Origin of the sequence: Plantibacter sp. 2H11-2, from assembly GCF_050031945.1 — a bacterium.
GTDB lineage: Bacteria > Actinomycetota > Actinomycetes > Actinomycetales > Microbacteriaceae > Plantibacter > Plantibacter auratus.
Genome location: NZ_JBNBBL010000001.1, coordinates 859,930 through 879,268 on the forward strand (window position 1 = coordinate 859,930; position 19,339 = coordinate 879,268).

Sequence of the window (19,339 nt, forward strand, 5' to 3'; positions counted from 1 at the left end):
GATCGTGCTGATGACAAGTGCTCGAAAGTATAGTGACGGGTGTCGGACAGCACGATGGGGAGATCTCCCCTCCTGCCTCCGGGTGAACCCCGACGGCTACCAGGGCGAGGTGGGGGAATCCAGCTCCAGCGCGAGGTCGTCGAGGAGCGCGGTGACCTGCGGTTCGACGTACCGCTCCACGGCGTCGTGGATGGCGAGGCGGTGCCCGACGAGGAGTTCGCAGATGCGGCGCCCGGTCTCGTTCGCGCACTGGTCGGCGAGGGCGATCTCGGTGCGCAGCGCCTCCTTCGCGTCGTCCGACAACGGCGGAGGTGGCGGGACCGTCCTCGCCTGGGATTCGCCGAGCTCCGCGAGGGTGAAGAGGTAGGGCTGCTCGGGATCCGGGTCGGGGTCGAGCTGCAATCCGTCGAACTCCGGGTCGAGCCCCTCCCCCGGGCGGTAGGAGCGCTGCGCCTCGCGCAGGTCCGCCGCGCGCAGTTCGGCGCGGAGGACGGGGAGGTTCCGCTCGGTGTACTCCGCCACCGCGTGGTCGACGATTGCCTTCATCCGGGTGGCCAGGCCGTGCTGCACCTGGTGCGGGACGTCGTCAACGAGACCGGCCGCCCGGAGGATCGGCGACCCAATGCACCGGCGGCAGATCCGGGTGCGTCCACGGTGGGCGGCGGGGTGCCAGCGCGGCAGCCACCGGAGCCAGGCGTCGACGGCCTGGCTCACGCTGGTCTCGAGCGAGCGCTCCATACTCACCGAGGGTAGCGCCTCGGCGGCCGCATCGGCCTCAGCGCCGCCCGGCGGCGCGCTGGTCCCGTGCTGCTCGACGGGCGAGCGCACCGGACGGCTGCAGCCGACTCACGAGACTGCGCTTCGCGCGGTAGCGGAAGCGGCTCCGCTGGCGGGCGAACCAGCCGAGCGCTCCCTGCGCCCGGGAGGCCTCGGCCTCCGACCGCTGCCACAGCTCGTCGGCCGTCGTGTCGTCCACGTCACGACCGGAGAAGACGACATCGTCGGTCGTCCCCGCGAGCGCGGTGAGCGTGGTCGCGCCCTCCGGTTCCTGGGCACCGAGCATGGACGCCGTGGCCGACCGCGTGGCGGCCGGGGGCACCATGTACCCGAGTTCGGCGTAGCGGTCGATCAGCTCGTCCCACGCACCGGCGGCGCTGCGGTCACCACTGCCCGCGCGGCGACGCTTCGTCCGCCGACGCTTCGCGCCGGAGATGGCGAGGAGCGGGATGAAGTACAGCGACACCGGGACACCCACGATCAGCGCGAGCCACCAGACCCACTCCGGGATCACGAGTCCGTCGTTCTTGTCCTTGTCGTCGCCATCGTCGATCGAGGCCTCGGTGAGGAGGCTGTCGTCGAGGTTGTCGCTGCGCGGCGGCTGACGCACCTGCGGCTGCGGCTCGGTCTTGGGCTTCGGGTCCTGGTCCTGCGGGATCTCGGTCTCATCGGGGGTCGGTGAGAACGCCACCCAGCCGTAGCCCTCGAAGGGCACCTCGACCCACGCCGTCACGTCGTCTCCGACGACCTGCACCGAACCCTGGCCCTCGGTCACCTCGGGCGCGAAGCCCATGACGACCCGCGCGGGGTAGCCGAGCGAGCGGGCCATGAGCGCGAACGCCGACGCGTACTGCTCCTCGTCGCCGACCATCGGTGTGCGGGTGAACAGCTCCGACATCCGGTCGGCGCCGTGGCCGGCGCGCGACGGAGAGCTGTCCGAGGCGAGTCCGTGGCTGAGGAACCCGGTGGTGCGGAGCGTCTGCTCGATCCTCCGCAGCTGGGCCATGGGCGTCGTCTCGGTGCCGACGAACTCCGAGGCCTTCGCGACGACGATGTCGGGGATGTTCGTGACGGGCGGCAGCTCGACCGCTGCGGTCGGTGTCGTCGCGAGGGCCGTGTCGCTCGGGACGGCCTGCGTCGTGGTCCGCTCCTCGTAGTCGTCGCCGGTGCCGATCCCCGAGGTGACGACGGCCGCGCCGCTCTCGGCGTTGTAGCGGATGTCCTCGGATCGCTCCGCCGCCTTGCCGTCGAGGGTGAGCGCGCTCGGATATCCGACGCTGGGCACCCAGATGTCGTCGTAGCCGGTGATGTCGATCGACACCCGGCGGTCGCCACCGGCCGTGATGAGCTCCGGTCCGGGCAGCTGGTCGCCGACGAGTTCGAAGGCACCGGAGCCGTCGGTCGCCGTGGACGGTCCCGAGACGGTCCACAGGCGTCCGTCGTAGCTGTCCATGGCCGCCAGACGGATCCGATCCCCCGGCTCGAGGCCGGTGGCGGTGAAGAGCTTCGTCTCGGCGAGGTCCTTCGTGTACTCGCGGAACCCGGCGAGCGGGCTCGGGTACTCCAGGGGGTCGAACGGTGGGGTGACGACCTCGCGGAGGACGAACCGGGAGTCCGTGGGCGGTGAGGCTACCACGGCCGCGCCGCCGCCGACGACGACCGCGACGGCGGCGAGGACGGCCGTGCCGATGATCTTCTTGCGACGGAGGACGGCGGTGGTCGACGCCGCAGCGTTCTCGCCACGACCGGCGCCCGGCCGCCACCCCAGCCAGAGGAGGGCGATCAGCGCGAACGCGATCCCGCGGACGGCCGCCAGGAACGGCGTCTGCGTGCCGAGGAGCACGCCGAGCGCGTACAGCACGGTCGGGCCGACGAGCAGGACGGCGCAGCGCACGGCGACCTGCGGACGGCGCGGCAGCCAGCGGACGGCGAGCACGGCGGAGACCACCCCGACGAGCATCCCCGCGACGTAGGGCAGGGTCATGATGTAGGCGGGCGCGCTCAGCGGGGTCTGCAGGGTGACGAAGTCCTTCCACCCGAACACCGCCCCGATGCTGATCCCACCGAGGGTCCGCAGGTTCGGGAGGACCGCGAACGTCGCGACCGACGGCATCGCCAGGGCACTGCCGAAGACGTAGAAGACGAGGACGGTCGAGAGACCGGTCAGAAGGGCGTTCAGCCGGAGCGCGTGGGAGGCGACACCGACCGCCATGCCGAGCGCGAGACCGCCGAGGCCGGCGAGGAGGAACCCGGTGCCGCTGAGCGCCGCACCGAAGCCGAGCAGACCGAGGGCCGCGAGGACGAAGACGACCGCGAGGTCGATCCAGGAACGGCCGGGCAACGGCCACGGCGCGACGAAGGTCGGGACGATGCCTTGGACGTCGACGTCCGCGGCCGAGCCGGCGGGAACGCGTCCGGGGCGCACGGTCGTGCGCTCGTCGACCCCGCTCACAGGGCCCTCGACATGACCTTGGCGAGGTCGCTCAGTGCCCCGACCGTCATGACGTTCATCCCGGCGACGTCCTTGATGCCGGCCCGTGCACCGCGTTCGACGCGGATGCCGAACACGTTGACGTCGGGACCGAAGAGGCGTTGGATCCCCCGGTACTCCTGCGCCTCGAGCCGTGATCCCGCGACGATGATGACGACGCTCGGTGCTGGCAGGCGCTTCGTGGTCTCCCGGGCGAAGGTCCGTGGCGTGTCGAAGGTGCCCTCGGCGAGCTGCAGCCTGCAGCTGTCGTCGAGGAAGGAGGTCACGGTGTGGGTCCGCAACGCGAGCCGGTCGGTCACAACGCTGATCGGCACCTGGTCGAGGATCACCTGGGTCGCGATCGACGCGGTGAGCGACACGGCCAACTCGAACTCGTCCTCGTCGGCCGCGTAGTAGCGGGAGTCGGTCGTCATCACCATGGTGAGCTGCGACCGCCGCGTCTCCTCGAACTGCCGCACCATGAGCTGGCCCGTCTTCGCGGAGGACTTCCAGTGGATGTAGCGGCGGTCGTCGCCGGGGACGTACCCGCGGAGCGCGTGGAAGGAGATGTCGTTGTTCGTGATGGTCTTCGTGACGAGGCCCTCGAGGTCGCGGATGAGACCGGCGGCCGTCGGGTGGAGCCGCGTGGTCTCAGGGTGCACGAAGAGCTCGACCGGTTCCGTCCAGCGGACCTCGCGGCGCAGCAGACCGAGCTGATCACCACGGACCGACACGGCAGGCCCGGCCGGGATGACGGCTCGCCGGTTCGTCGGGACGGCGAACAGCTCCTCGTGCTCGCCGTCCTTCGGGATCGCCGGGATCGCGAACTCCGCGAGGCCGTAGCCCACGGGGACCTCGAGGCGCGTGGGCGTCGTGGCGCGGTTGCCGGGGTTGGCGATGAGGACCTGCCCGATCGCGCGCTCCCCGACGGTGACGCGGCTGGGGTTCAAGTGGATGGAGATGCGGAAGGTCGACCGCCCGAAGAGGTACGCGACGGAGGCCAGCAACGCGGCCAGCGGCACGAAGCCGAGGAAGACGAGCTCCGCCCACCCCAGGATGAAGCCGGCGACAGTCGCGATGACGCCGATCGCGAGCACGACCCAGCCGAGGCCGCTGACGACAGCGAGCACGGGCTGCGCTGCCGTCCAGACGACCCTGGCCCAGGGCACGACGACAGCACCGACGCCGTCGAGCGCGCTGCGGAACGGGTTCGGCCGTCGGGCGGGAGCCGCCGCACCGTCGACGTGCGCATCGGGGCCGTCTGGGCCCGCCTCGGCAGGCGCGCCGGCCGACGCCGTGCGGACCGGATCGGATCCGTCCGGCGCGGCGGCGGCGCGCTGCTCGAGGGTCTCGCTCATGCTGCGCGGTACGCCGGCGGCGCGATGCTGACGAGGACCCGGGCGACGACGTCCTGCGCGGTCACGCCGGCGAAGTCGGACTCGGGATCGATGATGATGCGGTGCGCGAGGACGGCCTGCGCGAGGTCGTTGACGTCGTCGGGGGTGACATAGGTGCGTCCCTGCGAGATCGCCCAGGTCTTGACGGCGCGCACGAGGGCGAGCGCACCACGCATGCTCACGCCGAGCGCGACGTCCTGGTCGTCCCGCGTCGCCGCGACGACGTCGGCGACGTACTCGAGGATGCTGCCGTCGACGTGCACCTCGGTGGCGAGCTGCGCCATGGTGATGACCGCGCTGGAGGCGATGATCGGCTGCACCTTCGTCGCACGTGCCCGGTTGGAGGCGTCGAGCAACAGGTTCACGGAGGTCTGGCGATCGGGGTAGCCGAGCGTCGTCTTGATGAGGAAGCGGTCGAGCTGCGCCTCGGGCAGCTTGTACGTGCCGGCCTGCTCGATCGGGTTCTGCGTCGCGATGACCATGAAGGGCTGGCCGGCCTCGTAGCTCGTGCCGTCGATCGTGACGATGCCCTCCTCCATGACCTCGAGGAGTGCCGACTGCGTCTTCGGCGAGGCACGGTTGATCTCGTCCGCGAGCACGATGGAGGCGAAGATCGGTCCCTTGTGGAACTCGAAGATCCCCTTGCCCTGGTCGTAGATCGTCACACCGGTGACGTCGGACGGCAGGAGGTCGGGCGTGAACTGGATCCGCGAGCTCGTGCCGTCGAGCGTGTTCGCGAGGGCCTTCGCGAGCACGGTCTTGCCGGTGCCCGGGTAGTCCTCGAGGAGCACGTGGCCCTCCGAGAGCATGGCCGTGACGACGAGCTTGATGACGTGCTCCTTGCCGAGGATGGCCTGCTCGACGTTGCCGACGAGCTTGCCGAACGCGTCGGCGAACCAGGTGGCCTGTTCCTGCGTGACAGTCATGGAGGTGTTGGTTGCTTTCGTGTAGGAGGGAGAGGTGGAAGGTCGAGCCGCTACATCGCGTTCCATGCGGCTGCTGAGGTGGCCCCGATGCTGAACGTCTCGCCCGTCGCCGTGTTCCGGAAGAACGCGGTGATCGTCTCACCGGCGGGGATGACGCCGAGGTGGTTGTTGTGGACGAAACTGCCCGTCCCACTGGCGTTGATGTTCGAGGTCGAACCCACCGCCGAGCCATTGCGCTGGATCTGCACGTCGTAGTTGCCGTTCGGAACGTCGGCGTAGCGGACTCCGACGTCGTAGCAACCGGTACCGCCGCTCTGACACGCGTGCGGTTGACCGGACTTGTACAGCGATCCGCTCGGCTTCGGCGGTGGTGGGTTGTTCACCGTCACCTCGGCCGGCCCGCCTTCGGGTCCGGTACCGCCGGGACCCTCCGCGGAGACGTAGACCTGGTAGGTGCCGGCGCCGATGCCGCCCACCGAGTCGCTGGTGCCACCCGTCGTCCCGGTCTGCACCGTGCTGGAGCCGCTCATGATCCGCCAGTGGTACTTGTCGACCTGTCCGCCGGTGTCGGCGGGAGCGTTCCACCGCATGGTCAACGTTGCCGGCGCATCGCCTGACGACTTCAGTGAGACGTTCTGTGGCGCACTCGGCACGCCGTAGGCGGTCGCAGCGATCTCATTCGAACCGGCACTCGGACCGACGGAGTTCTGCGCATAGGCGGTGAAGGTGTAGTTCTGCCCGTTCGTCACGTCGAAGGTGCAGTCGTTGCCGGGGGCGCACTGCTTCTCGCCGCCGCCGCTCCACTTCACCGCGTGGTACTCGATGGGTGCGCCGTTGCTCGCCGGCGAACCGCCGACGACGACGGTGATCTTGCCGCTCTTCGCACTCTTCAGACTGAGCGACGGTGGATCGGGAACGTCCTTCACGACGACCGTGATGCGACCCTGGACCTTCCGGTTCGGGTCGTTCGTCGCGTCCTGGACCGTGTAGATGACGCTCACGGTCCCGCTCTTCGACGAACCGGGGGTGACCGTGACCGTGCCACCGGAGAACGTGGCCGTCGCCCCACCGGCCGGCGCGCTCTCCACGGTGGCGTCGACGATCTTGAGCGGGGTGTCGGGGAACGGGTTGTAGTCGTTCGCGAGCACGCTGATCGACTCGGCCTTGTTCTTGCGGCCCTCTTCGACGCGGTCGTCGATGGCACGTGGGAGCGGCCTGGTCGAGGAGACGACGCGGACGTTGATCGACCCCGGGACGGAGTACTCCTTGTAGTTCACGGTGAACGTCAGCGTGGCCGAGGTGCCGGGTTGCGTCCCCTGCGGAGCGGAGATCGAGACCTGAGAACCGGAGAGGCTGCCCTGGACGCCCGCGGTCGTGCCGCCGAAGCCCTGGTAGGTGAGCGCGGCGAGGATCTTCGGGTTCGGGTGGTCGCTCGACGCCCGCAGGTCGACGGTCACCGGCGCCTCGCCGGCCTCGATCGTCACCGTCGGCGGGGTGAACGTCGGCGGGACGTCCTCGAGGTTCGGGTCGCCGACCGTGATCGGCAGCGTGAGCAGCTTGCTCTCGCGGCCGTCCGTGGCCTCGAAGCTCACCGAGGCGGGTCCGCGGTAGTCCTTCGCCGGGGTGAACGTGATCGTGGCGTCGTCGACGTAGCTCGAAGTGCCGTTACTGCGGAAGTTGACGACGCTGCCCTCGGAGGCGATCGTGACCGGCTTGCCCGAGGGCGCCTCGGTGATGTCGGAGAGCTTCCAGGTGCGCGTCTCGTTGACCTTGACGATCTGCTCCGGCAACGGACTCTTCATCCGCGGTGGCTCGCCGTCGGTCGCGGCCGGCACGATGATGAACGCGGCGCCGCTCAGCTGCGTGACCGGGTCCGTCAGGCGGTAGGCGATCGCCTGACGTCGGTCGGTGATGGTCACCCGGATGGTGCCACCGTCGCGGACCTCGCCGGAGGCGGCGTTCACACCTTCGAGGCTCGGCTGCAGGTCGTCGATCAGCCCACCGGGGTTCTGCGCGCCGTCGAGCACATCGATGTCGATGGTCTTCTTGCCGACGATGTCTGCGTCCTCGAGGACGTGGTCATCCGCCTCGGGGAACTGCGGCTTCGCGTCCTTCGTGACCTTGACCTGGATGTAGGCGCTGTCGATGCCACCCTTGCCGTTGGTGATCTGGTACCGGACCGTGAAGAACGCCTCCTCCTCCGGCACTTCGATGACGACACGGCTCTTGCTGACCTCGGCGGTGAGGCCGTCGTCCACCGAGAGCAGCTTCGGTTCGAGTTTGAGCTTGTACCCGTTCGGGTCGGAGTCGTTCGAGAGCACCGGCACGGACGCCACCTTGCCCGGCAGGACCTCGATGTAGTCGTCGACCGCGTTCGGCTGGCCGTCGACCTCCGGGCGTCCGATGACCCCGATCTTGATCGTGCCGACGGCGACCGCGCCGTAGGTGTCCTTGACCCGGTACTGGAAGGTGTCGGTCCCGGAGGAGTCCGGAGCCGCCTCATAGACGAACCAGGTGCTCCCCTGCTCGATGACGCGACCGAGCAACGGTGCCGAGGCGATGTCGTCGACGACGACGGAGTCACCGTTCGGGTCCAGGCCGTCGAGCGGGACGTCCACACGGACCGTCGCACCCGCGAACACGCGCGAGGTGAGCAGCTGCGGTACAGGCGGCTGGTTGTTCTTCTTGTCCTCGCCGACCACGTTGAAGGTGACCGTCGCCGTGTCGGCCTCGCCGAAGGTGTCGTACACACGGTACGTCGTCGTGTAGGTGCCCGGTTCGCTCGGCGCCTGGAAGCGGACCTCGTCGTCGTCGACGAAGGCGAGGCCGGCGGTCGGATCGTCGACGAGCTGGCGGTCGACGAGCATGACCGCCGCGTCCGGGTGGTAGTCGTTCTCGAGCACCGCGACGTTGGCGATGTCGCCCGCGCGGACGACGACGGCATCGTCGGTCGCGACCGGTGCCTGATGCTTCGGCAGCGGTGGCACCGGGACGACCGTCACGGCCGCCTGAGCCGACGAGGTGCCGTCGGACACGACGTAGGTGAACTGCAGCTGCTGCTCGATCGGCGCGGAGGAGGACACGCGGATGACCGCGCTGTCGAGGACCTCGACGGACAACGAGGTGGACTCGTCGGGAACGGAGACGGACTGCACGGCGAGCACCTGCCCACCCGGCGACTCGTCGTTCGCGAGGACCGGGATCGTGATCGTCTCGTTCGGACGCAGATAGCCTTCGTCCTTCACGGCGACCGGCGGACGCACGTCGGTCGGCTTCTCGAGGACGTCGACGCGGATGAGCCCGATGCTCGAGGCGATACCGGCGCCGAGCGTGTACTTCAGGTAGTAGGTGCCGGGCTCGTTCGAGGAGACGGTGACCGACTGCTTCTCGAGGCTCGGCGAGGACACGAGACCGCCCTGCAACGCTTCGACGCCGATGAGACCGAGCGGGGCCCCACTCGGTGACTGGTCGTTGGCCAACGGCTGGACGAGCGCGGACTCGCCGACGAAGGTCGAGACGAAGTCGGGTGTGCCGATCGGACTCAAGGCTCCGGCGGGCTGCACGTCCACCTTGAGGGTGCCCTCCGCCGAGTTGACCCCGTCGGACACGACGAACTTGACGTCGCGCGGGCCCATTTCGGGCGAGGCGTGCGTGAACGTGACGAAGCCGTCCGGGGTGAACCGGACGAGGTCGCTGGACGCCGGTGAGGCCGACTGGAGGAAGATGTCGTCGCCGTCGGGATCACGCCAGTCGGCGAGCACGTTGTAGGTGACCGTCTGCCCGGCCTCGACCGACACTGCGGCCTCGCGATGCGACGTCGGCGGCTCGTTGACCTCGGGCGGCTTGATGGCGATGCTCACGTTCGCTTCGGCCACGCCGCCTGGGCGGCCGTCGTTGACGGAGTATCGGAACGACGTCGTCCCGGCCACGAAGCCCTCGGCCGGGGTGAACTGGAGCGCGCGCCCGCCGTCGATGTACTCCAGCTTGCCGGTCTCGGCCGCGACGTCGCTCGTGTTCTGGATCGTCAGGACGTCGCCGTCGGCGTCGGAATCGTTGTCGAGCAGTGGCAGGACGGTCGCGCGACCCGGGCGGACGCCGAACGCGTCGTCGCGGGCGATGGGCGGACGGTTCTCCTCGGTGCGCTCGGCGAGCGTGTCCTCGAAGGACTGCTCGGAGGCCTTCTCATCGCCGTCCTCGCCGTCCTCCTCCTGCGGGGGCGTCACCTCGTCCCAGTTGTCGACGAGACGCATGTTCGCCTGCACGAGCCAGGAGTTGCCGGTCTGGACGTTGTTGAGGGCGATGACCGAGCGGTTGACCCGGAAGACGAGCTGCTGGCCGATGGTCTCCGGGTTGATGTCCTCGATGACGGGCTTCTTGTCGGCGCACTCGGCTGCGTAGCGGCTCGATGAGGCCCAGGCTCCGTGCATGCAGCCGTCGAGGTTGACCGGTGCCGTGACCTCGGCAGCGCTCGTCGCCGCCGTCGTGACATCGGCGTCGAGCACCTCGGGGTCGCCGCCGCCGAGCGGGACGCGGACGAGCGAGTCACCGGTGGCGATGACGGCGGCGTCGTCCGATGCCGACGGCTCTTGGATCTTCAGCGGTTTGCCCGGCAGCTCGACGACGGAGCCGTCCTGCTTCACGAGGTCGCCGGACTTCACGTCGAGGATGACGGCCTGCTCACCGGCCGCACTCAACTGGTAGTCGTCGAGCTTCGGGAGCTTCGACTCGGTCTTCGTGCCGTCGGGCAGAATGCGGTAGAGGCGCCCCTTCGCGGGTGCGACCGCGAGGATGGTGCCCGTCGAGGTGACGACCGCTTGACCGGCCTTGCCGATGGACACGATCGGCTTCGTCTCCGTGGGGTCGAAGCGGAGCTCGCCCGCGGCGTCGACGGACCAGAGCTTGCCGGTCTCCCCCGCCACGACCGAGAGTCGGTCGCCGCCGTAGTGCACCGTCGCACCGGTCGGCAGCGAGACACGCTGGATGAGGCTCGTGAAGGCCGGGTCGATGCGCTCGAGTGAGGACAGCGCCTTGTCCTGGAGGAAGACGTCGTCGCCGTCCTGCAGCACGTCGGCGTTGTTCGACGCCGTCGACACCGCACCGTCGAGTTCGGAGATCTGATCGTTGAGACGCCCCGCGAGGAGCGACTCGCCGTTGGTGACCCAGACGTCGCGGGACTCGAGGTCGACCTCCGTGACCGGGAAGCCCTGGTGGATGAGCGCGGCGGTCACCGGTACGGCGACGAGGACCGACAGGGCCGTGATGGACGCCGCCGTCTTGCGTTCGCGCAGCCAGGCACTCCAGTTGCTCACGGTCCCCCAGGTGATGTTCGGTCAAGCATCGGTCGATGCGCCACGCTGCAAACGCGGAGTCACTCTAACAAAGAACTCCGTCATGGAAAACGGTTGCGAGGGTCAACCACGAACCGGTTGTCCCCCGCCGACGTCCGCCTGATCGGCGTGGTCGAGGAGCGGGAGGTCACTGGCGTCCACGAGTCGGGTCGAGACCGCGTACTCGACCAGCCGTGCACGACGGCCGGTCGCGAGCTTCCCCGGCCCACCGCGGAGCCCCTGCACCCCGAACTTGTCGAGCTTGTCGCAGACGTTGTCGAGCTTGCGGTTGAAGGTGGTCTGGCTCCAGCCGAGGCGGGCGGCAGCGGCGGCCGACGCCGGGATCTCGCCGCGACCGGGCGACGCCTGGCGCAGGACGTCCTCCGCCAGGGCGACGATGAGGAGGCGCTGGCTGCTCGTCAGGTGGATCGGCCCGACCGTCGTGGTCCCGGCGGTGGTCGTCGAGAGCTGCGACGGACTGAAGTACTCGAGGTCCGAGGTGATCGTGAAGTCGTAGGTCGTCGTCCCGGCACTGAACAACACCTGCAGCTCGGGGAACACGATCGGGAGCCGGGCACCGGGCGCGAGCCACGCCTGCACGTTGCCGGTCGTGTCCGTCACCGTCGCGGAGAGGGTGTTCCCGATGTTCGTGAGCCACCAGAGCCCGGCATCGAAGGTGACACTGAGGAAGGTGCGATGCAGGAAGGGGTTCTCGTCGACGACGAGGTCGCCCTCGCGCCCGATCAGGAACGGCTTGCGTGCGTCCACGGCGTACTCCTCGCCGCAGAACTCGACGCGCACCGCCGTCTTCGTCGTCGCCGTGTCCGTCGCCTCGTCCGTGGTCATCGTCTGGTCCCCCTGTGGTCGGTCATCGTCTCGCTCCAGCTACTGCTGCGAGCACATCTCGAGTGGATCGGGTGAGGTGACGCCGCCTCGGACGATCACCACCTCGATGCACAGCTGCGCGCCCGGAGCGCTCGGCTTCAGGTCGACCGCGTACGTCGAGGTCGGTACCTTCGGCGAGTTCTTGCCGCTGCTCGTCACCTGGTAGATGTACGAGTCGCCGTCCTGCGGATCCGGGTTGTCCCAGATGAACGTCACGACGCTGCCGTCCTCGCTGATGTTCACCCCGAACGGCTTCGGCGAGGGGACGTCGCTCAGTTGGATGGGCGCCCCGGTCGCCGCGGCCGTCGGCTTCGGGTCGGCGGCGGCGCCCTGCCAGATGATCCCGGCCGCGATACCGCCGACCGCGAGCACCGCGACGCCGCCCGCGACGAGGAGGCGGGTCAGTCGGCGACGTCTGGCCCGTCCGGCGGCGTCGGCATCGGGATCCTCCGTGGGAACTGCAGCCGCGGTCTCGAGGCGGTCGCGGCGGATCGTCTCGGAGGGCACCGAGGCCGCTCCGACGGTGATCGGCGCCGACGGCTGGATCGGTTGGACGAGCGGCCCGGCCGAGCGCACGACCGTCTCGTCTCCGATGGACGGCTGCACACTCGGCACGCCGGGTCGGGGCTGGGCCTCGACCGTCGGGACCTGCCGGACCCGCGTCTCGTCCGACGCACTGCTGGACGTGTCCGGTCGGGGGGCCTGCGACTGCGGCTGTACGAGGTTCGGGATGTCGATGGGCGTCGGCGCGTAGGCCAGCTCCATCTCGACCCGCTGCAGCGCCCGCGCGAAGTCGACGGCGCTCTCGAAACGGTTGGCGCGGTCCTTCGCGAGGCCCTTCTGCAGCGTCGCGACGAGGGACGCCGGTGCGTCGTCGCGCCCGAGCGGGGTGACGGTCCCGCGCTCGATCCGGCTGATGAGGTCGGCCGCACCGTTCGACTGCCCGGGGATCTCGAACGGCGTGCGTCCGGCGAGCAGCGTGTAGACCGTCGCGGCCAGGGAGAAGACGTCGGATCGGACGTCGGGATGCGGCTCGTCCTCGAACATCTCGGGCGGTGACCAGGGGATGGAGAGACCCACCGTCTGGGTACCCGAGGCGCCTGTCGAGCCGACGTCGCCCGGCCGCCCGGGGCCGGCCGTCGACGGCACCTCGAGTTCGACGGCTTGCGAGATACCGAAGTCGGTCAGCGCCGGCCAGCCGTACGCGTTCGTGAGCACGTTGGCCGGCTTGATGTCGCGGTGGAGGATGCCGGCGGCGTGCGCGGTCGCCACCGCACTGGCCAGGCGGACGCCGGTCCGGAGCGCGTCGGCGACGGCGAATCGCCGCAGCTTCGCCTGCTCGGCGAGGCTCGGCCCCGCGCAGTACTCCATCGCGAGGTACGGTCGGCCGTCCGGGGCGACGTCCGCCGTGTAGATGGTGACGATGTACGGGTGCGCGGAGAGCTGCGCCATGAGGTTCGCCTCGGCGACGAAGGCCTCGCGGGTCTGCTCACTGAGGTGCTCGGCGAGAAGCACCTTGACGGCGACCTGACGCCGCGGCAACTGCTGCTCGTACAGGAAGACGTCGGAGAACCCACCGGCTCCGAGCTGTCGTTCGAACCGCAGCCCGGGGATGGCCGGCGGTTGCGAAGGTGAGCGGCGCACGTCAGCCCTCTCGGACGCGCAGCGCGACGCCGCCGCCGAGGTCGATGACGGTCCCGACGATCACCGGTGTCGGCTCCCCCGGTCGCAGGGACTGCGGCGCCTGACCGGGCAGGACGACCTGCGTGCCGTTCCGCGAGTGGAGGTCGGTGACGACGACCGTGCCGCCCTCGACCGCGACGCGCACGTGGCTCCGCGAGATGTCGTCTCCCGTGAGCGTGACGAGCGTCGGGACGACCGACGCCGGGACCTGCGAGACGCTCGGCGCCCGGCCGAGCACGACGGGTGAGGCGAGCGACTGGCGAGTGCCGCCGGGGAGCTCGAGGTAGGTGAGCGGCGTGGCCGACGGGGTGGTCGACCGAGCAGGCGGGGTCTCGGCCGCGCGACGCGCACGCAATGCGGCGAGATCCTCGGCGAGGATCGTGTGGCCGTCGTGGTCGCCGAGGTCCGAAGGTCCGGCTGCTGCGGGTTCCGGCGCGGCGGCTGCGGTGGGGGCCGCCTGCTGGTGCGCCGACGCCTCGGCCGCCGCGCGTTCGGCGTCGCCGGCCTCGTCGACCGCCGCAGCACCGACCGGACGGAGCACGGTCTGGCCGAACAGGAAGTCGTAGCCCTCGTCGACGGGCTCCTCCGGGGACGTCGGGGTCTCGTCCGGGTCGTCCTCGTCGTGGAAGAACTGGGTGTCGGAGACGGACGGCACGACGTGGAGCGGCTGAACGGGCTCGACGTGGGCCGCCGGGGCCGCCTCATCGCCGTCCGTCCCGTCGTCCGCTTCGTCCGAGGTCGCCGCGGATGCAGCGGGCTCGGCGGGCGCCTGGACGGGCGGGGCCGCGAGCTGCTCCGCCGCGGTCGGCGTGCTCGTGGACGACTCGGTCGTCCGGCGCTCGTCGGTGGTCGGAGTGGCGAGGGAAGCCGTGGCCTCCTCGTCGAGGGTCGCCGTGATGGAGGTCGTCCAGACGGCTCCCGACCCGAGCGGGAGGCGCACGCCGGACGGGTTCGGCTGGTCGCTCCGGAGCGTGACGCTCACCGCGTCGGCGTGGTGTTCCTCGACCCAGGTGGTCGCGCGGGCGCCCAGGACCGTCTCGGTCCCGGCGGCGCTCGTCACGACGGCGGCCGCGAGCCCCCGCACGATGACCGTCGCGCCCGATTCGTCCCAGACGGCCGCGGCGAACGCGGGCGTGTTCGAGAGACCGCCGGCCGCGAGGCGGTCGACGATCAGCGACAGCGACGCGTCGCCCGGGAGGTCCGCGGCGAATGCGGCAGCGGCGGTGTCGTCGCCCTGGGCGTCGACCAGCACCAGCCTGCCGGGCCCCGCCACAGCGAGCCAACGGCGGACCTCGGCCGGTTCCATTTCGTACGAGTACACGGCCACTCCTCTAGCCTCGCGGCATCGTCTCTTCAAGATACCCGAGACCACCCGCGTCATCGTAGCCGGGGCCGCTGGACATCAGCGAGGTCGACACGACGTCGACGACGAGCGCGGTCACGTTGTCCCGTCCGCCGGCGGCCAGCGCGAGCTCCACGAGGCGGTCTGCGGCTCCCTCGAAGCCCTGCGACAGGACCTCGGCGATCAGCTCGTCGGACAGCTCGCCCGTGAGACCGTCGGAGCAGAGGAGGAACCGTTGCCGCCCGGCGACGGGGAGGAGCCAGACGTCCGGGTCGATGCCGGCCTCGACGCCGATCGCCTTCGTCACGATGTTGCGGTCGGGGTGTTCGCGCGCCTCCTCCTCCGTGATGGAACCGGCGTCGACGAGTTCCTGCACGGCCGAGTGGTCGACGGTGATCCGACGGAGTGCGCCATCGGCCCAGGTGTACACGCGAGAGTCGCCGACGTTGAACACCATCCAGTGCAGATCGGTCTGCGGCGACAGCGCCACGAGCGCGAGACCCGCGACGGTCGTGCCGATGACCCCGTTCGGCGTGGGGATGCTCCGGATGACCGCGTTGGCGGCGACGATCGTGGTCACGACCGCCTCGGTCGTCGTCGGCATGCCGATCGGGATGCCGCGTTCGAGCGCCGCCGCGACCTCACGGCTCGCGACCTCGCCGCGTTCGTGCCCGCCCATGCCGTCGGCGACCACGAAGGCGGGCGCGCCGGCGTAGAACGCGTCCTCGTTCAGGCGTCGTACCAGCCCGGTGTCGGTCCGGCCCTCGCTGCGCAGGGTGTGCGTGGACCGCGCGGTCTCGATCGTCGTCATCCCGTGCCTCCGAACGTCGCGGGCAGTTCGGGGACTGCTCCCGGCCAGCTACCGTAGCGCGACTCGAGGTCGGCGAGCTTCAGCGAGACCGACTGCCCCGAGTACGGGATGGCAGAGACACCGATCTGGGCGAGAGCCGCTGTGACGGCGGCCTGGTCACGACCCGCACCCGTGACGCCTAACGTCACGTACTGCTCCGGTGACTCCTCACCCTGCGACCACACCTGTCCCAGAACGAAGTCGAGGAGAGCCGCGTCTCGTGTCTCGCCATCCCCCGCCGCGATCTCCGCGGTGAACGCTTCGTCGAGTTCCACGTTGACCGAGAGGTACCCCCTGGATCCGTCGTTCGCTCGCGCGATGCGAGCAGTCACACCGTCGATGGCCTGGATGGCCTCCACCGACTCGTCTATGGACCGAACCGGACCGGACGGGGACGGATCGCCGGCCGGTGGGCGCTGAGCGCTCGGCATGAACGTGCACCCTGCGAGGAGTCCGCTCAGCAGCACCGATGCGATGAGCGATGCCGTCGTCCTGCGCCTCACTGGCGGGTCCCCCGGTAGTCGACGACGGTCTGATCGCCGCTGAAGAACGGGTCCGCTGAATCGACGAAGGCATCGACACTCGGGTCGCCAGCGCTCGCCACATGATCGGCGAACTCCTCGTACCGATGCGAATTGTGCGAGAACGCGATTCCCGGGCCATCCTCCTCGAGCTCCTGCGTCGCCGGGTCGATCAACCGTGGTGCGTCGCCCTGCACCGTCGTCCAATTGGCCCTGTCCGGATTGTCCCGTCCGTCCAACCGTGCCACTGGGTCCTCTTCGAACTCGAGTGACAGTACCTGGACGTCATCGGGGATGTCGTATCGCGCGACCGGCGAGCCCGCGGTGGCGACATGGGTGATGTTGAAGGGTACCGACGGGTCCGAGGCGATCAACCCGGCCGTGATCCCGCCCAGGCTGAACCCCTCCAGCATGACCGGATCGGTCGATGAGATGCCCGCGGCGCGCATGGCGTCGAGCACCGCGGAGGCCAATGCGGTCTGCTCCCCCTGCATGGCGACGACGTCGGAGGTGGAGTCGTTCGCGGCGGGCCCCGCGTCGGGATTCCACACCTGGGTACTGGGTATCTGCACGATGTACGACTTCGGCGGGCCAGCGCTCTCCACGATCCGGATGTCGCTGAAGTCGTCGCCGCCGATCCGATCGATTTCGCTCGAACCGTTCATGAGATCGCCGAGCCCCCGCACGTCCGTGTCCGGGACGGCATGAGGCTTCGGCTTCCCGTCGGCACCGACCTCGAGAGCGGCGGTGCCATCCTCGAAGAGGCCGAACCGGCCGCCACCGGTGGCGATGGCGTCGATCGCCTGCTCATAGGTGAGCGGCGGCCAGCCCTGGCCGGTCACGACCGACATGAGTCCGTTGAAGCCGGGCAACAACCCGGGGAGGAAGGTGAGGCCGGCCAGCAGGCCTGGAGCGCCGTCCGTGAGGATGTCCTCGATCCACGCGTTGTCGCCCAACCATTCGTTGGCCGCCTGACCTGCGATCGGAGCGAGTTCCTGCAGTCTCGCGAGCGCGTCCGCATACGTCGCGGCGGTCCGGTCGATGACCTCCTGCGGTGAGTAGGCGGCGATCGAGTTGGCGGTGAACAGTCCCGCGACGCCGGCCGGCGAGAGCAGCAGCCAGGGGTTGTCGCCGATCTGGTCCAGCGTCTGCTCGGCGCCCTCGACCAGCGAGTCGACACCCTCGACGACGACGTTGACGCCTGCCACGGTGAGCATCCACGCCCCGCCCACCACCGCCACGCCCGCAGCTGCGACGAGGCCGACCGGCACCGCGAGGACGCCGATGACGAAGGCGACCCCGTTGTGGAGGGCGACGGTCGCTGCGGCGATCAGCTGGTCGGCGGTCTCGTAGGCGACCACGGCGCCTTCGAGGAAGACGGCCGAGACGCCGGTCTCGGTCGCCACGAGGAGCAGGGAACCGGAGGCGAGGACGATGGCGCCTTCCGCAGCCGCCCCCGTCACCGGCGACAGGATCATGGATTCGAGCAGGTCGCCGTCGACCGCTTTCGCAGCGGCCGTGCCCGAACGCCCGATCAGCTCGGTCGACAACGTGGCGAGTTGCTGCGCCTGCAGTCGCATGTCGTCGAGCTTCGCGCCGACTCCTCCGGCTCCACCGGAGACCGTGATGCCGCTCATGCCCGTGCTCCCTGGATGGTCGCGGCGATCGCCAACACCTCGGCGACGATGTCCGCGCGACGGACGGCCCGGAGCGAGACCCGGGTCCCCTCGGCGACGGTGGACGGGTCCATACCCGCCGCTTCGACGTCCGGAGTGTCGACCGACACGGCGACCCAGCCGTCGGCACCACGGAGCCACGTGTCGGTCCACCGTCTCATGGGCTCCCCGCTCCGGGAGAGTGCGTCGAGCCGGAAGCCGCCGTCGATCCGCTGGGCGACGCCGCCGAGGAGCACTGCGGCCTGCGGGCTGTGGAGCTGTTCGACGACCGCGCCGACGACGTCCGGTCGGTCCTGTCGGAGCGCGAGGACGAGCGCCTCGGCGTCCGCGAGCGGGAGGACGACCACCTCGGTCGAACGACCCCGCGTGTCGGGGACGTCGTGGAGCGCGGAGAGGGGTCGCAGGAGTTGCTGCGCCAGGCCGGCGGCGTCGAAGGCGCGGATCTCGACGGCGTCCTCGTCGCGCGCGGCCGTGCCGTGCTCGGCGACGGACGCGTCCGAGTGGTCGACCCGCTGCGTCCGCAACAGCGCCAGAGCGTGCGCGCCGATCACGGAGACGGACTGGATCGCCGTCCGGTCGAGGGTCCAGCAGGAGGCGTCGACGGCCGCCGTCGCGAACTGCGGCATCGACAGGAAGGCGGCGAAATCGGGATCGACGTCAGCGGTGAGGTCGTCCGGGAGGCTGTCGTCGCCGCCGGCGAGGAGTCGCCGCTCCCGGAGCCGCGCGACGGCTCGCTGCTCGCGCTCACGGACTTCGGCGGGCTGCACGTCCGAACCCCATTCGGTGTGGAAGGCGGGTGGCAGCACGATGTGCGGGGTGCGGTGCTCCAGGACGTGGAGTTCGTCAGCGGTCAGCAGGAAGGCTGCCGCTGCCGGAGCCGGGCGGGTACGGGTCATGGGCATCAGGAGGTCCATCCTCGGCTGCGGTAGAGGTCTGCCAGGTCCAGCCAGCTGCGGTCACCGGGTGTCGGAAGCGATGGCGTGGAGGCGACGATGTCCTTGGCCTGGTGCACGAGGAAGTCCGGGACCTCCTGGCCGAAGAACTCGAACACCTTCGCGGCACCGTCCTTGACGGTCTCGACCGCGCCGGAGACGAGGTTCACCGCGTCGTTCCAGCGGTCGCCCACCCAACGCGCGGCATCTTCGATGAGCTGCTTCACGTGTTCGACGGCGGTCGCGTGCGCGTCGAGCTTGTCGGCCGCGTCGTCGAGCTGCGTCGCCGATTTCTCGAGCGAGACCGCGCGGGTGCCGAGCTGCTCGATGAAGGTCTCCGCCGCGGTGGAGGTCCACGCGAGCTCGGCGGCCGAGCGGAGGTCTCCGGCACGGCTACGGACCCCGGTCGCGAGGGTTCGTAGCTCCGTCGCGCGGAGGCGGATCTGTTGGGTGTCGCCGTACACTGCTCGCTCCTCGTCGGGTGATGCTGCGTCGCTGTCGCCGTGGGTCGACTTCGCCGGAAAACCCGCGCGCCCTCACCGACACGTGGTCG

General features: G+C 70.1%; 12 protein-coding genes and 1 pseudogene. All 13 read right to left on the bottom strand.

Annotated elements, in window-relative coordinates; all coding sequences use genetic code 11:
- Nucleotides 1-96 precede the first annotated feature (96 nt).
- The gene (locus ACQG07_RS04070; protein WP_192004665.1) at nt 97-738 is read right to left on the bottom strand and encodes a spermidine/putrescine ABC transporter substrate-binding protein; all 642 of its coding nucleotides are present in this window, start codon (nt 736-738) and stop codon (nt 97-99) included.
- 37 nt (nt 739-775) lie between these two features.
- Nucleotides 776-3,229 (bottom strand): transglutaminase domain-containing protein, encoded by a 2,454-nt coding sequence (locus tag ACQG07_RS04075; RefSeq protein WP_426737268.1) that lies wholly within the window; start codon nt 3,227-3,229, stop codon nt 776-778.
- Nucleotides 3,226-4,605: a DUF58 domain-containing protein gene (locus tag ACQG07_RS04080; RefSeq protein WP_426737270.1), complete on the bottom strand. Its 1,380-nt coding sequence runs from the start codon at nt 4,603-4,605 to the stop codon at nt 3,226-3,228. The genes ACQG07_RS04075 and ACQG07_RS04080 overlap by 4 nt, the downstream gene beginning before the upstream one ends.
- On the bottom strand, nt 4,602-5,570 hold the full coding sequence (locus ACQG07_RS04085; RefSeq protein ID WP_085510244.1) for an AAA family ATPase: 969 nt from the start codon (nt 5,568-5,570) through the stop codon (nt 4,602-4,604). Before ACQG07_RS04085 ends, ACQG07_RS04080 begins: the two co-directional genes overlap by 4 nt.
- 50 nt (nt 5,571-5,620) lie before the next feature.
- On the bottom strand, nt 5,621-10,879 hold the full coding sequence (locus ACQG07_RS04090) for an Ig-like domain-containing protein (protein ID WP_426737272.1): 5,259 nt from the start codon (nt 10,877-10,879) through the stop codon (nt 5,621-5,623).
- Nucleotides 10,880-10,981: 102 nt separating this feature from the next.
- Nucleotides 10,982-11,743, bottom strand: coding sequence for a hypothetical protein (locus ACQG07_RS04095; RefSeq protein ID WP_079705255.1), 762 nt, complete (start codon nt 11,741-11,743; stop codon nt 10,982-10,984).
- Nucleotides 11,744-11,782: 39 nt separating this feature from the next.
- Nucleotides 11,783-13,426: a serine/threonine-protein kinase gene (locus ACQG07_RS04100; protein ID WP_159877943.1), complete on the bottom strand. Its 1,644-nt coding sequence runs from the start codon at nt 13,424-13,426 to the stop codon at nt 11,783-11,785.
- Between the two features lies 1 nt (nt 13,427).
- The gene (locus tag ACQG07_RS04105) at nt 13,428-14,786 is read right to left on the bottom strand and encodes an FHA domain-containing protein (RefSeq protein ID WP_426737275.1); all 1,359 of its coding nucleotides are present in this window, start codon (nt 14,784-14,786) and stop codon (nt 13,428-13,430) included.
- A 10-nt stretch (nt 14,787-14,796) separates the two neighbouring features.
- Nucleotides 14,797-15,618 carry a PP2C family protein-serine/threonine phosphatase gene (locus tag ACQG07_RS04110; protein ID WP_192004658.1) on the bottom strand — a complete coding sequence of 274 codons (822 nt, stop codon included), beginning with the start codon at nt 15,616-15,618 and terminating at the stop codon, nt 14,797-14,799.
- A complete protein-coding gene (locus ACQG07_RS04115; protein WP_164486925.1) occupies nt 15,615-16,016 on the bottom strand; it encodes a hypothetical protein in 402 nt (133 codons plus the stop codon). The genes ACQG07_RS04110 and ACQG07_RS04115 overlap by 4 nt, the downstream gene beginning before the upstream one ends.
- Nucleotides 16,017-16,156: 140 nt before the next feature.
- Complete coding sequence (locus ACQG07_RS04120; RefSeq protein ID WP_124768807.1) at nt 16,157-17,815, bottom strand: hypothetical protein; 1,659 nt, start codon at nt 17,813-17,815, stop codon at nt 16,157-16,159.
- Nucleotides 17,812-18,756 carry a hypothetical protein gene (locus ACQG07_RS04125; RefSeq protein ID WP_426737279.1) on the bottom strand — a complete coding sequence of 315 codons (945 nt, stop codon included), beginning with the start codon at nt 18,754-18,756 and terminating at the stop codon, nt 17,812-17,814. Before ACQG07_RS04125 ends, ACQG07_RS04120 begins: the two co-directional genes overlap by 4 nt.
- Nucleotides 18,756-19,253, bottom strand: a pseudogene (locus ACQG07_RS04130) (putative T7SS-secreted protein); the annotation flags it as partial. The gene ACQG07_RS04125 and the pseudogene ACQG07_RS04130, both read right to left, overlap by 1 nt.
- Nucleotides 19,254-19,339 lie beyond the last annotated feature (86 nt).

Coding starts and splice junctions, on each gene's coding strand:
- ACQG07_RS04085 (WP_085510244.1), bottom strand. CDS start 5,570: ATGACTGTCACGCAGGAACAGGCCACCTGGTTCGCCGACGCGTTCGGC.
- ACQG07_RS04120 (WP_124768807.1), bottom strand. CDS start 17,815: ATGAGCGGCATCACGGTCTCCGGTGGAGCCGGAGGAGTCGGCGCGAAG.
- ACQG07_RS04080 (WP_426737270.1), bottom strand. CDS start 4,605: ATGAGCGAGACCCTCGAGCAGCGCGCCGCCGCCGCGCCGGACGGATCC.
- ACQG07_RS04095 (WP_079705255.1), bottom strand. CDS start 11,743: ATGACCACGGACGAGGCGACGGACACGGCGACGACGAAGACGGCGGTG.
- ACQG07_RS04110 (WP_192004658.1), bottom strand. CDS start 15,618: ATGACGACGATCGAGACCGCGCGGTCCACGCACACCCTGCGCAGCGAG.
- ACQG07_RS04125 (WP_426737279.1), bottom strand. CDS start 18,756: ATGCCCATGACCCGTACCCGCCCGGCTCCGGCAGCGGCAGCCTTCCTG.
- ACQG07_RS04070 (WP_192004665.1), bottom strand. CDS start 738: ATGGAGCGCTCGCTCGAGACCAGCGTGAGCCAGGCCGTCGACGCCTGG.